Genomic DNA, 12526 nt, shown 5'->3' with positions numbered 1-12526 from the left:
ACCTCTTTTCAATGCATGCTTATAAATAATAAATGAACTCTCTGTTGTATTTCTTATAGATCATCCCTCCCAGTATTAAAAAGAAGAATGCATAAAATAAAAGAAGCAGATGATAAGCGGGTGATGGAATAATACCATCTATTACAACAGTTCTGAAATACTTAATATTCGCATATACCGGATTCAATAAAAACAAGCTCTGTATAGATTCACTGAATCTGTCTACTCTGTAGAATATAGCTGAGAGATATGTAAGAAGTGTCAAAAATACGTCATACAGATACCTCATGTCCTGGAAAAAGACAAACAGTGCAGACAGTATCATTCCTATGCCAATGTTCATTATCGTCAATGTAATTATAGGATACAGGAGCATCAGCATCCTCGGTCCAAATGCAATTCCATCGAAAGCACAGAACAAAAAATAAACTACCAGCGTAATTAAAAAGTTTACTAACGCAGATACGTTCTTTGATAACAAAAACAAATACTTGGGAATGTTTATCTTATCTATTATTTTCCTGTTACTGACAAGGGAGTTCATACCATTTTTAGTAGCTTCCTTATAGAACGCCATTACCAGGTTACCACTAAAAAGATATGTGGTGTAATGCGGTGTATCCCTTCCAAAAAACTCCGTAAATACGATTTTCATTACCAGCAATGTCATAAGCGGTGAAAGAATACTCCAAAGCATACCCAATGATGTACGCTTGTATTTTTGCTTGAAATCTCTTTTTACAAGTTCTGAAAAAAGAAATTCATATTTTTTTGCTCTATGAATCCATTTCTTTAACATATCTTTAGTTCTCTTCTACCTCAACATCTTCGCTTTTTATATTTCCCTCAAAACATCTATTGTTCTGATAAGTCCCTTTTTCATATCATAAGCAGCGCTCCAGCCAAGTCCCTTTAGTTTCGTAGAATCAAGGATAGCCTTTGTTGCCTTTGAATAGCCTGCTGCCTCTGTGGCATCCGGAATCTCAAATACCACTTCTTTTCCTGTGTATTCCGCGATGAGCTTTGCCATATCACGAAGTGTTATATCTGAATCAGGGTCAGCGATATTGTATGCTTCTCCGCTCTTTCCAAGGAACAGACAGTACAGAAGACCACTTACCGCATCAGCCACATAGCTGTAGGAATAAAGCTGTGTGCCCTCAGATTTAAGGATAATATCTTCGCCCTCTACACCTTTTTTGATGAACTGTGAAATAGCCTTGGTATCGCTCTTAAGCATTGACGGTCCGTAGGTTCTTGATAACCTGGGGATAACCACATCCAGCTCTCTTTGCTTCATATATGCCTGGCAGAGAGCCTCTCCTGCACGCTTACTCTCGGGATATCCTGCGCGAAGGGTATTACAGTCAATATATCCAAGGTAATCCTCTGCAAAGTATTCTGTATCGCCGCGGTTTTCGCCATACACTTCTACGGATGAAGCAAATACAAAACGTGCAGCCTTAGAGTCTGCAGCATAATCAAGCATATTTTTAAGACCGATGATATTCGTGATAACAGTTCCTATAGGGTCTGTAGAATACTGAAGAGGATGAGTGTTACTTGCAAGATGAAGCACATAATCCGCTTTGATTTCCTTTAGCTCAGTATTGATATCATCATTTACATCCTGAGTTATGGCCATAAAAAACTCATTGTCGGTTGAAAAGCCAAATCTGCTATAGATTCTCTCCTTGCTTCTGCCAAGTGCAACAATCTTAATGCCTGCGCCATTTTTCTCATTTCGCTGCAACAAAACATCTATCAGGAAGCTTCCTATAAGACCTGTTGCCCCGGATAAAACCACAGTTTTTCCGTTCAGCTTTTCCCAGGGGATATCAAGTCCTGCGACATAAGCCACATCCTCTAAATATTTTGCATTTTCACTAAGTTTCATAGTAATCCGTCTCCGTGTGTAGTATCAGATTATTTAAGCCAGTTGTCCTTATCTGACTTAAGGTATGCCTTGAACATCTCAAGGTCATCCTTGGTTGTAAGCTTGATGTTTTTATCTGAGCCCGCTGCAAAGTGCAGAGTCTCTCCAAGCTCAACCATCATAGTATTGGTATAAGCACTTCCCTTTATTCCTATCTCCTTCTCGAAGGCTTCGTGGTAAGCCCAGTCAAGCTTGCCGAATTTGTAAGCCTGAGGAGTAGATACTCGTCTGAGAGTCTCTCTGGGAATGAATTTCTTGGTAGTACTTTCATCTTCCTCGTTTACCACAAAAATCTGCTCGTTGTAAGGAAGGGATGTTACAGCATTGCCATACTTCTGGCATACTACAATAACGTCTGAAAGAACCATCTCATCTACAAGAGGTCTGATTCCGTCGTGAATGATGATAGTATCGTCGTCTTTAACCTTACCTTCTAAGTTGAAGACACCGTTTCTGATGGACTCCTGACCGCTGTTACCGCCGGGAACGATCCACTTAAGCTTGGTTATATTGAACTGCTTGGCATAAGCCCAAACCATATCCTGCCATCCATCTATGCACACAAGCTCAATCTCATCTATCTGGGGATGCTTCTGAAAGCCCTCTAATGTATAGATCAGCACCGGTTTATCATATACATTGATAAACTGCTTGGGAATGTCCTGCTGCATACGATGTCCTGATCCGCCTGCGATAATAATTGCTATGTTTGCCATACTTCCTCACTTTCAATAAAAAAATTATTCACCAAAACTAAGTTCAACTGCTGAATGTATCTCTCTGTTCTCTACCGGCGGAATCTTCATGTAATCACTGCCGTAGAGAATCTCCATATAGGTCTCTGTTCCCTTGGGAATTCTTACCTTCATACCTTCAAAAACGGCTTCACGGGATTCGCACATATCCTCCCGTCTGTACATTTCTCCAAAGAAATGCTTCCTTCCACTGGGAATACAAACATGTTCCGTATTGCCCTTTCGGCACAAAGAATACCAGAAAATCGTATCCTTAGCCATTTTGTCCAGACTTCTCCAATTAAACAAAGACCCGATTCTCTTCTTTTTAAGATAAGCTTTTTTCAGTTCTTCATTATTTACAAGAAACGGTAACAACTCTTTCCAATCTCTTGCTGTCTTTCTGCAGGTAAGAAGATATCCCCAGAAAAGACATATTATACCATGGATATTTCTTTTAACTATATTATCATAAGTATTCTCAAGAACAAAAATATCTATGAATATCCCGGTATCTTCCATTGTAAGCTCATTAAAAGCTTTGTATACGGTGCCCTTTTTCTTTATCTGCACATGTGACATGCCATAGCCCCTGCCGGATTCAGGGCTGCAGAGTACATATTTATCACCTAGTCTTTTATCAAACACCGTTTTTAAGTGCTCAAAGTCCTTCCTTGGCATATTTATGTCTATGTCATCATCCCAGGGAATAAACCCCTGATGCCTGATTGCACCAAGAACACTTCCTCCACTCAGTGTGTAAAAGATTTCCTCGCCATCAAAGACTTCTATAAAATCCTTAAGCATTTCAAGCAGAGTACTCTGAAGTTTTTTAAGATGCTCATCGCTCAGTTCAAATGTACCAGGAGCACCTCTGAAACCGACCTTAAAAAAATGCCTTTTATCTTCAGCACCTATTTTTACACCATTACTTTTATCAGCCATATCAATAGGGAAGTACAGCCTTTTTCTGGACTATACTCCAGTTCTCCTTTTTTCGCATATCATCATGTACCGATAGCCACATGGATGGAATAAACTGAGTACCGTTGTTTTCGTGAATATTATGCTTCTTAGAGGCAATTATATACTGATCATGGGCATATTTCTCGTCATCATTGATAGTCTTTCCCGTAAACGGATTTGTTGGCTCATCAATTATTCCATCGACAGCAAGAACGGGCGTATCAGCGTTTGTCATAAACTCTTCATTCGTCTTTATTTCACCATCAGCGTCAAAATCTTTTGAAAGCAAAAGCGGGTAATAGAACTGAGCGTCCATTAACATTTTACCTTCATCATCCAATATCAGATTATCCAACTGATGAAGTGAACGTCCATGATCAGAGGTTATGATAATTCTTGTATTATCATATACTCCATTTTCTTTTAAGTATTTAATCCATTCAGCTATCTCAAGAATGGATGCCATATTCACATGATAATGAGCCATTCTTCTGCCGGTATCCATCAAAATAGATTGCCCGCCTACAGTAAATCTGTCTGTGTTTTCAGCATCATACTCTGTATTATCCACAAGTGCCTCTACTGAATAATCAGGCTCTCCTAGCATATGAGGACGATGGGGCGTCTCATTATCAATCATCATGAATGTATCGCCCTCCTCTGTAATATGTGTGATATTACTGAGATTTTGCAGTACAGTATAACTTTCAAGGAACTCTGTACTAATACCCTTCGACACAGAGAGACCTTCCACACTCTGTTTGCCGGGGATTGAGGGATCATCATATCTATTATAGTTAGAACTGTTATAAAGAGAAGGCTGAACTATCACGGGCATGGATTTCATCAGACTATAGCAGAAAAAATCCGACTTTCTTCGATCAACAATGCCTTCTTTTATTTCCGTCTGCATAAACTTACCCTTGGCATGATATGCTTTTATGTTCGGATAATCATCATATATTGAAAGATCAGCATAAGTGGAATATCCGGCATATGGCGGATCTATCACCGTAACATCGTAGCCATTTTCGTCAAACAGCACCGGCATAACCTTAAGTGCCTCATTATGCTTATCCCCCAGAAGCTCTGTATCTCTCTTGTTAAGTTCAGCAGGGGTATATTCATAACCTCCAAAAAGCGCAGGAGTACCAAAATTGGTACTTGGGCCAAAGGAAATGGTATTGGGATAATACGTAAATCCCGAGAAAATCTCCCTGAGCTCAGGCTTTTCCTTGAGAATATACGGAAAATACGAATTCATTCCACGATCAAGCATGAACACTATTACGTTCTTACCGCTTTTACATAAATTAAACTCCGGCGTATCCTCCGCCGCATGCTTTACTTCATCATCAAGTTCAGCAACAGACATATGGATTGATGACATATTAATTACAGCCATAACTGCAAGTGCCATTATTGCTACTGAAAGTACTGACAGGCATACCTTTTGGAATTTTTTTACCACAAAGATCACTAACACAGTAACCAGTACAATCACAAGGAGACTGGAAATCTTTTCAAACTTTGAAAACTCAAGCCCCTCTTCAAATTCAAGCTCTGATGACAAAGTTCCAAGATTTCTGCCATAGAACATGAAATCTAATGTCGCTACTACACTTAAGACAACCATAAGCTTGTCAAATATGGGTCTATAAGTTTTCCCTGCAAGCCAGTAGAAAACTCCCATCCATATTACAAATGTACCAATAGCCACAGAAAAAGTACTGCAAATATACCAAAGCGGATGAACAAAATAATTAATATCCACAAGTTCCTGGGGTGAAGCATGCACTACAGAAACCGGAATAACAACACCAATAAGCATAACTAAATAAACCGCTCCAGCCCAAAACAGTTTGGGATTAGCTGTTCCACGAATTTTTATAGCAACCTCAGAATTCACTTTTCGCTTAAATACATATAATAAAAAAGGGCAAAAACATGCTAAACCAATTAATTCTACAAATGCTCTGTGATGCCAGTTACTGTCGAAGTAGAAACCTATTCCGTAAATTATAATCACAGTTCCTATTATCGCAAACAATATAGAAAGAACCTTCTTGGGATTCTTCAGTTTATAAAATATGGTCTTTATGAGAGAGAACAAATTGTTCAAAGTCCAATAAAAGACAAGCCCCGCCGGTGAATCATACAAAAAGATCAGGAAAAAGATTGCCATGCTGTATAACTGAACTTTGGTCTTTAACGGATAGCCTTTCGTAAAGATCGCGCAGGAAATCAGATTGATTCCTGTCATTATTATCGGAAGAAGATTGACATTCAGTCCAAAGATGCTTAAAAGGCCATCCGGCTTACCGAGATCGCCTATTACACCAAAAGACACACCCTGTAGTATCCAAAGATGAGACAAAAACTGATATGCAGCAATAAAAAAAGGGATTTCCAAGAAAAGCGAAATCGAACCCTTAAATACATCCGTAGGACGATAATCGTTTTGTCTGTAATATGTCTGAAGCATCATTACACGCTCATCGCCTTTGAATGTTTTCTTTATATGAGCTATTCCATCGTGAAGTCTGTCCTCTGTATCGCGCTCTTCCTCCTGGACAGCATCGGCTCTCTTATAAAGCGGAAGAACCAGAAAATTAATGGCAAGACTCAACGCAATTATGGATAATCCCGGATTTACGACAATCTTATTAGCTGTTATAAAAACTATCTCAAAAAAAATCCTTAAGGGACTAATGAGTAGTGAATATATTATTTCTGAAACACTCATTTATTTACTACCTGTTCACTTTCCTTTGCAAGCTGATCATATTTTGCCATAAGCCAGTCAACTGTTCGCTTGGTACCCTCTTCGTAGTGGCACCATGTCTCGGATCTCACCTGCCTGCGACCTTCCTCATACTTTGGATCCTCTATACATGTATCAATCATTTCCTTAAGAGAATCCATCTTATCAGCAGTAAGCTTCATGCCAATTCTGGGAAGCGCTGTAAGAGTCCATACTTCTTTTTTAAGCCACCATGCATCATAAGGTGCAGTGTCAAATTCAGTATCTGCATAGATTATGGGCTTATCATAAACAAGGGCAAAATCAAATGTAACACCTGAAAAATCCGAAATAAGAATATCTGAACGCTTTAATACCTCAAAATTGTCAACATCCCTGTTCCACTCAAGCTGATCAGATTCCGGATACATCTTCATTATTTTGTCGATCATTTCTGTCTCTGACGCAAATGACTGTGGATGAGGACGTACAATAACGTGATATCCTGTATCCAATAGTTTGCCTATAATATCGCCGCCAAACTTTGAAAAAATTGCGCTGGGGCCCCAGGACGGTGCTAACAAAACTGTCCTCTCATGAGGCTCTGCCGGTCCGCTGTCTTTCAGTTTCTTAACCATTTCATCCATATAAGGCAGACCTACAACACAGCATTCCTTCTCCGGAAGATTACGCATTTTTTCAAGCTGTCTTACCTCATCAACCTGATAATCGCCGGACAAAAGAAGCGCATCATAATAATCGATGCCGAACATTCTGTACAGCACCACCTCACCTGCAGCATGCAAAATATGAACGTAACATTTTACGCCTTTGGATTTCTTCCACTGATAAACATCCAGTCCCGGCGTGGAAGATAAAACCATTGTCGCCTCTAAGAAATTGAGACGAACAAATGCCTTATTGTTCTCGCCAATAAACTCCCCTTTAATATTTTCGTAGGGATTAGTAAGAGCCGGGTCATCAGGCGACTGAGTCATATAAACAACCTTCATTCCCCTTTTGTCCAGCTCTCTGCATATGGGCTCAAAAACATTCCAATATCTTTTATTATCAGAATAGATGACAAATGGAATTTCTTCCGTGTTCTTGTCAGTTACCCTTCCACCGCCCAGCATAAATTTCAGCTTTACGATTCCTATTCTGATCACATATCTTATAGCTCCAAGAATACCGATAAGCACCGCAAAAAGAATGCTACCAGTACCAGGATCTATATAACACATCATTCTCATTTCTTACTTCCTTATTCAAAACTCTTAAGTAAGTCTATTAGCTTTCCGTTATCCTCCTCATTCCTTACGGCAATTCTTACGTACTGTTTACCATCGTTTATCTTTGGAGTGATATCTTTAATAAATAAATTGTTTTCAAGAAGTTTCATGGCAATCTCTCTTGAACTCTTTCCACCCTCTATTCTGCATAAAATATAATTAGCCTGGGATGAAAACGGTGTAATATATTTTATTTCAGACAGAGCATTCATGAGATTCTTTCTGCTGTTTCTCACCTTTTCAAGAGATTTGAAGTAATCCTTGTCATACTTCTCCTTTATCTGCATGAAAAACTCACCAAAGGAATTAATATTCCAAATGGCAACATCCTTCTTAACAAAACAGATTGTATCCTCATCTGAACTTGCCATGATTCCCAATCTTGCTCCGGGAACTCCATAGCATTTTGAAATACTCTTTACTATATAAAGTCTGTTGTAAAGTGCAAGAATATCTTCTTTTAAAATAGTGAGATCTGTCACAGTCTCCTCTCCGCTCAGATCAGCAAAATCAACAAAACTCTCATCTATTATTAATACGATTCCTTTGTTCTTTGCCCACTCAATAAGTTTGAGAACTCCATCTCTGCTTATATAATTTCCGCTGGGATTATCCGGGTTGATCAGTACAAGCGCATTTATTTCCTTGTCTGAATAGAATTCTATCAGATCATCCTCAGTATAATGGTAGTCCTCAGTTTGTGGAACGTAACTCAATATCCGATCTCTGTCGTATCTGTTTGGATATTCTTCAAATGTCGGGTATACACAGCCTATCTTATCTGTATCTGACAAAAGCTTTTCCATAAGACTCTTGATCAGCTCTGCTGCACCATTCCCAACAACTATGTGATTCTGTCTGATTCCAAATGAGCTTGCAGCTGCTAAAGAATTTACTGCCATTCCTGAAGGATACTGCGTAAGAAGCTCTGTGAAATTGGACTTCATTTCATCTATCATCTTAACAGGAGGGTAATAGGGATTTACCAAATAGCAAAAATCGATCATTTTAGGATATCTCCAATACCCACCATATCTGGAAGCAATCTTATCAAAATGATCCTCTTCCGATGAAGCAAAAAGAGATTCGGCGATATCAAGATCCTGAATATTATCTATCTCATACCAAACCTGGCCTTCAAGTCTTTTTGCTCTTATCTCTCTTGTCTCAAGCAGTGATATCAGTTTAATAACAGATTCATAGTATTCATTCTCTCCCATAGCCTTCTCATATGCCGTGAGGAATGGTACATATGTATTCTTTGAAAAAGATGCACTGAACTTGTAAATATTTACTGTCTTATAGTAATTGTCTTTTTTCGAGAATCGAAGATATTTACCCGGGATAAAGTTGGTAATACAGTCTTCGTCATCAAGCTCCATGCACGTTCCGTCCATCCAGCTTTCAAACTTGTCTACCAAAGCAAGTGTCTGCCTGTCATCATCCAAAAGTGCATCTATTACACTTTCCTCAAAAACAAGATCAGACTCAAGCAAAAGTGTGTCCTCAGAACACAGATAGTCCTTTGCAAGAGCCAGTGAATAAATATTATTTGTTTTGTTGTACACAGGATTATCAATAAACTCTATGGGAGTATTAATCCCCAATGTGTTAATGTAATCTATAAGTTCCTTACCTTTATAACCAACAACGATAACTATCCTGGATAAATTCTTTTTATCAAGAATCCTAAGGGATCGCTCGATCATGGTAATTCCATTTACCTTAACCATACATTTTGTATTGTCATTGGTAAGGAATTTTAATCGCTTACCCATACCAGCTGCCAATATAATGCCCTGCATTTTAATTCTCCTTAAATATATTCAATCAAAAGCTATGATCATATTTTTTGTGGAAAAGCTTAGCTGCCAGGAATGCAGCACCTTTCTTGAACCAGTTAACCTTCTCGATGTGAACACACGGAAGTTCAGCTATTTCTGATTCAGGAATAAATCCGTGCCTGACTTCATAGTCCAACCATACATTAAAGATTATCTCTCCGATTCTTCCGATAAATCTTCCCTGATATGAGTCAAGGTCTCGGACTGAAGCCTTATTCTCCAGTTCGCCCAGTATGTCATAAAGCCAGGTACAGTATCTGTCCAGAATATCTCTTCTCATGATCAGCATATTAAACATGTGACCCGAAGTCTGCCCCATTACTCTATCGTAGGACTCCACATATTCAGGATATTTCTCCTTGATGATCTCATAAGTATCATCAAGCTGTTCCTTGTAGTGTGTATGCGCATAGTGAGACTCTATGGACTCTATGTAGTATTTCCTCTTCTTTGGGACAACTACACTGTATTTCTGCATAAGGCGTCTTACCTCTTCTCCGCCCACAATCTGATCGAAGGGATCCAAGTCAGATCTGGCCTGAGGAGATGCAAAATATCTTCTGTAATGAACGAGTCCGATATAATCCGCATCAAGATTCTTCCAAGCCCAGTAAAGCCCAGTAAGCTCACAGTATCTTGCATTCTTAACAGATATATTATCTCCCGTATTATCCTGAGTATATTCGGATATTACGGACTTTCTCAAAGAAGCCCCCACCTGAAGCGGCATATATACCGGATCTTCAGGCATCCTATATTTAGTTGTAGTCGCAACAACTATCTTTATCTCAGACATGAATAAAAAACTCTCTCCCAGTAGTACCCATTGTAAATTGCACTACAATCGTATTATTTTAACGTACTTTTCCATCCTTGTCTATTAAAATCCACCCCTTCCAGTAGTCATGCATAAGTTCAGGGTCGCAGGGCTGATTGTTTCTCATGGTAAAAGTTCGTATCATTTCCTTGTCTTTTCTGCCGTTTAATCTGGCTCCCCAAAATGAAAAAGTAGAATTTGCGCAGATATTCCCCCTGCAATGACTCATGAGCTGAATGTCCAGAAGCGAATACCTGCCTGTATTGTGATCAATAATGGTATATCTGTTCCTGGCAGCATATTTCTGTCTTGCGTATTCGGGATCATTTGTAAAAATATAAAAATGTGTATCAGGATTCTTTTCCATGAAATAATTCATAGCGCTTTCATAGTATTCATCTGTTGATATACCGCCAAAAAGAGCTGCATTCTCAGGGTCTAAATAGTCTCCTCGCCTGATATGAACACTTACGCTCTCTCTTTGCTCCATCTCTTTCATTAAATCCAGATTACGCTTATGAAGCTCCTCATCAGGATTTGCAGGAAAAACAAAAAGTTCTCGGAGCTCGTCCATAATATCGTCATAATACTTCTGGCAGGCAAAATAACCTTCTATATACTTATTCTTAAGCTCAAACACTTCCGGGTGATACATCTTTGATTCTGTGAATCTGACATTCATCCCGGGTAAAAGCTTTGATGCGACCTTCATTACAACATTTCTGTCAAGGAAAGCCGCTCTCTCCTCCTTTGTACAAAGAGGAAGGGGAAGTCCCTCAAAATATCGGAGCTCTAATTCTCTCTTTGCCAGGACTCCCTTCTGACTATCCGCTTCAAACCAGGATGCATCAAGTCTTATATCATTATCCGCTCCGGCCTTTAGAAGTTTTCTGTAAAGTGCATACTGCTGCATCTGGTTCCCAAGACCGCCGGCGATATTTATAATCAGCATTCCTATACCTCATCCAAAAAGCTTACATTGCCTTTTGCTCTTTCCCTGATATCCGGCATCTTGTCCTGCAGCGTCTTTCTGATACTGCTTCCATTTTCCATAATCCACTGGAATTTATTTAAAAGGTCATCCTTCTTCTCAAGAGACTGTACAGGAATTACATAGTTTTCCTCTGTTCCAAAAAGATCTCTTGCTATTCCTCTGGATTTGACAGAATACCCAAGAACCAATGTGGGAACTGCCTGTGAGTAAGCCGCAATTGTGGAATGGGTTCTTGCTCCCACGAAGGCTTCGCATTTGCCAATCACATATTTAAGCTCTCCTGCAGACATATCATCTATCAGTGTTATTCTGTCTGCAACAGGTGTTTTTTTATCTGTTCCTGCAAATTCGTTATAAAGCTTTGTAAGAGGTTCCCTGTCATCATTGCTGCTCCATACCACATGGGGAACGAGAGCAATGCCATAGTCAGTGTTATTTATTATATAGCTTATCAGCTCCCTGTAATTATCAAGGGTTATGCCGGCGCTTGATTCCTTGCCTGCAGCCATAGGGCTTACATTAAGTCCGATAACCTTCCTCTCGTTAAAGAGCTGAGGCAGATTCACCTTTACAGGATCAAGAACAAAGGCAGGATCAGGGCACAGCAAAAGAGCATCCTTATCCACACCTCCCTTAAGGAGTCCCTCGTAGGTGATGGTCTCTCTTGCGATTATCTTATCGTAGGCATTAAGGTCCAATATAAGTCCCGGTACAGTCTCCGGCTCAACAGAGCATCCCATAAGCACAGTCTTCATTCCAAGTCCGCGAAAAACATTATGAGATAACACCAGATCTTTGATGAGATCAGGATAACAATAGTTATCACCGCCTATTGAAACTGCCACGTCTCCCTTTTTATAATTATAAGTTTTAAGTACATTCTTATATCTGTATCTGTAAAAGGATTCAGCGTCGCCTGTTATTTTTCTATAGCCATAGTAAAGCACATGGGCAATGAAATCCCTGTCTATATGTCTGTCCTCTACAAGCTTGCACTTATTTGTGGTAGCCAGGTTGCCAAGTCCATACATATCATCCTGGGTGATATCATTAGATGCTATAACAGGTGTATCATAATTATTCAGAGCTGCATTGCCCTCCATCAGCTTAAGAGTGCTGACAGCTATGGCCTCGCATCCATGATTGCCGCTACCTGCGTGCATATAAAATAGCAATTGTTTCTTATCTGTGTTTCCCATT

The 12526-nt window shown here is 39.4% G+C and carries 10 protein-coding genes; all 10 read right to left on the bottom strand.

What is annotated here, in order from left to right:
- Positions 1–19 precede the first annotated feature (19 nt).
- From G603_RS0106085 to G603_RS0106040, 10 genes are read right to left on the bottom strand one after another with little or no spacing between them, the layout of a single operon-like run.
- Positions 20–799 (bottom strand): ABC transporter permease, encoded by a 780-nt coding sequence (locus tag G603_RS0106085; protein WP_026669640.1) that lies wholly within the window; start codon positions 797–799, stop codon positions 20–22.
- Between the two features lie 36 nt (positions 800–835).
- A complete protein-coding gene (locus G603_RS0106080) occupies positions 836–1897 on the bottom strand; it encodes an NAD-dependent epimerase/dehydratase family protein (protein WP_026669639.1) in 1062 nt (353 codons plus the stop codon).
- 29 nt (positions 1898–1926) lie between these two features.
- On the bottom strand, positions 1927–2652 hold the full coding sequence (locus G603_RS0106075) for an IspD/TarI family cytidylyltransferase (RefSeq protein WP_026524642.1): 726 nt from the start codon (positions 2650–2652) through the stop codon (positions 1927–1929).
- A 24-nt stretch (positions 2653–2676) separates the two neighbouring features.
- Positions 2677–3615 carry a LicD family protein gene (locus G603_RS19440; RefSeq protein WP_051197914.1) on the bottom strand — a complete coding sequence of 313 codons (939 nt, stop codon included), beginning with the start codon at positions 3613–3615 and terminating at the stop codon, positions 2677–2679.
- Position 3616: 1 nt separating this feature from the next.
- The gene (locus tag G603_RS0106065; RefSeq protein ID WP_026524643.1) at positions 3617–6382 is read right to left on the bottom strand and encodes a YidC/Oxa1 family membrane protein insertase; all 2766 of its coding nucleotides are present in this window, start codon (positions 6380–6382) and stop codon (positions 3617–3619) included.
- Entirely contained in the window at positions 6379–7632 is a 1254-nt protein-coding gene (locus G603_RS0106060) for a CDP-glycerol glycerophosphotransferase family protein (protein ID WP_026524644.1), read from the bottom strand. Before G603_RS0106060 ends, G603_RS0106065 begins: the two co-directional genes overlap by 4 nt.
- Before the next feature lie 11 nt (positions 7633–7643).
- Positions 7644–9476: an aminotransferase class I/II-fold pyridoxal phosphate-dependent enzyme gene (locus G603_RS0106055; protein WP_026524645.1), complete on the bottom strand. Its 1833-nt coding sequence runs from the start codon at positions 9474–9476 to the stop codon at positions 7644–7646.
- 25 nt (positions 9477–9501) lie between these two features.
- Positions 9502–10311 carry a DUF4422 domain-containing protein gene (locus G603_RS0106050; RefSeq protein WP_035792237.1) on the bottom strand — a complete coding sequence of 270 codons (810 nt, stop codon included), beginning with the start codon at positions 10309–10311 and terminating at the stop codon, positions 9502–9504.
- A 58-nt stretch (positions 10312–10369) separates the two neighbouring features.
- Positions 10370–11284 (bottom strand): alpha-1,2-fucosyltransferase, encoded by a 915-nt coding sequence (locus G603_RS0106045; protein ID WP_026524647.1) that lies wholly within the window; start codon positions 11282–11284, stop codon positions 10370–10372.
- Between the two features lie 2 nt (positions 11285–11286).
- Positions 11287–12525 (bottom strand): polysaccharide pyruvyl transferase family protein, encoded by a 1239-nt coding sequence (locus G603_RS0106040; protein WP_026669638.1) that lies wholly within the window; start codon positions 12523–12525, stop codon positions 11287–11289.
- Position 12526: the final 1 nt, after the last annotated feature.

Source organism: Butyrivibrio sp. AE3006, from assembly GCF_000424165.1.
Lineage (GTDB): Bacteria > Bacillota > Clostridia > Lachnospirales > Lachnospiraceae > Butyrivibrio.
Note: the sequence above shows the minus strand (reverse complement) of the source record. Positions and strands in the feature narration are given on the sequence as shown.